At 64.6% G+C, this 1461-nt stretch carries 1 protein-coding gene; it reads right to left on the minus strand.

Translation table 11 applies throughout. The features are described 5' to 3' along the window. Nucleotides 1-113: 113 nt before the first annotated feature. Nucleotides 114-1346 (minus strand): recombinase family protein, encoded by a 1233-nt coding sequence (locus U1737_RS20545; protein ID WP_332798081.1) that lies wholly within the window; start codon nucleotides 1344-1346, stop codon nucleotides 114-116. Nucleotides 1347-1461: the final 115 nt, after the last annotated feature.

Consider the following 1461-nt stretch of genomic DNA (forward strand, 5'->3'; position numbering starts at 1 on the left):
CAGAACTCGAAAAGCAACGGTCGGGTTTAAACCTGACCGTTGCTTCACCCGCGCTCCTGCGCGACAACAACGGTCGGTCTCTGGTCGCAGCTGGATGAAAGGCGGGGGTCACGTCAGAGCTGGTGATCGAGATTGGCCAGTTCGGCTTCCCGCTCGGGGCGGGCGCTGACCGTTTCCGCTGTCAGGCGCCGGGTCTCTGCCTCATATTCCAGGAGGAACGCTGCAACGACATCGTCACGCAGCATCTCGCTCGACAAGCCCGCCAGCACGCGTGCGTCGAGTTCGTCCTGGCGGATCGTCAGCCGGTTGTCCCACCAGGTCGGTCCCTTCTTGGCGGCGCCCTGGCAGCCGAACCGGGTCTTGCCAGATTTGGCATAGCTTGCACCGCAGCTGCCGCAGCTCATCTTGCCGGTCAGCAGATACCGCGGGCGCTGTTGCGCGAAGAAGGGCAGGCCAGCCATCTCGGTATGCGGTTTCGGCCCGTGCGATAGCATAGCCTGACGGGATTTGACCCTGTCCCACAATTCGAGGGGTACGATGCCGAGCGCCGGGGACTCGACGTCATCGGATCGCTTGTCTTCCGGGTTGACGAAGGCATGGCGTTTGCCCGTTTCCGGGTTCTTGCGATACGTCTGTTTGCCGTAGGGCCGTCGGCCGACATACAGCGGGTTGTTGAGGATGCCGGTGCCGCGTGCGGCATTGCCGGTCAGGGTATTGGACGTCCAGGCCGCGGCATTGCCGAGCGGATGTCTGCTGGCTTTGCCGCTGCGCGGCGATGGCACGCCGTCGGCATTGAGGCGCCGCGTGATGGCGATGGGCGACAGGCCGGCCGCATAGTCTTCGAAGATCCGGACCACCACCGTCGCCTCGTTCGGCACAATCTGCTGCAGGCCGCGGATGCGTTCGCCATTGCCGTCGTGCTCGATGCGCTTCTCATAGCCGTACGCAGAGCCGCCGGGGTTCTTCCCCATCGCGTGACGACGCACCAGCGCATCGCGGGTCTTGTCGCTGGTGGCGCTCAGCTGCTCGGCGTTGATCGTACCGATCATGCCGATGTGCAGCGGCGTGACTATGCCTTCCTTGCGCGTCGCCAGGACTATGCCGCGAAACTTGAGAAGGTCGAACAGCGTCGCGATATCGGCCTGACTGCGCGACAGCCGGTCCATGGCGTCGGCGTAGACGATGTCGACGCCGCCTGCGGCAACGGCCGCCAGCAGCGCCTTCATACCGGGGCGGTGCATCGTCGCCGCCGACTCCGCTGCGTCTGTGAAGCACAGCACCTCCTGCCAGCCCGCGCGCGCGACCTCGCGCCGACACATCATCAGCTGCGTCTCGATCGACTGCACTGAACCGCCCCGGGTCTGCCGGAGGCCTTGGGTTGTGAGTCACGCCGCCATATCGATGTTGTCTGCGGCAGCATAATATTGGTGTTCGGCTTCGGCAGGCGGGATGTTGCCGATA

Origin of the sequence: Sphingomonas fucosidasi (assembly GCF_036663855.1) — a bacterium.
Taxonomy (GTDB): domain Bacteria; phylum Pseudomonadota; class Alphaproteobacteria; order Sphingomonadales; family Sphingomonadaceae; genus Sphingomonas; species Sphingomonas faeni_B.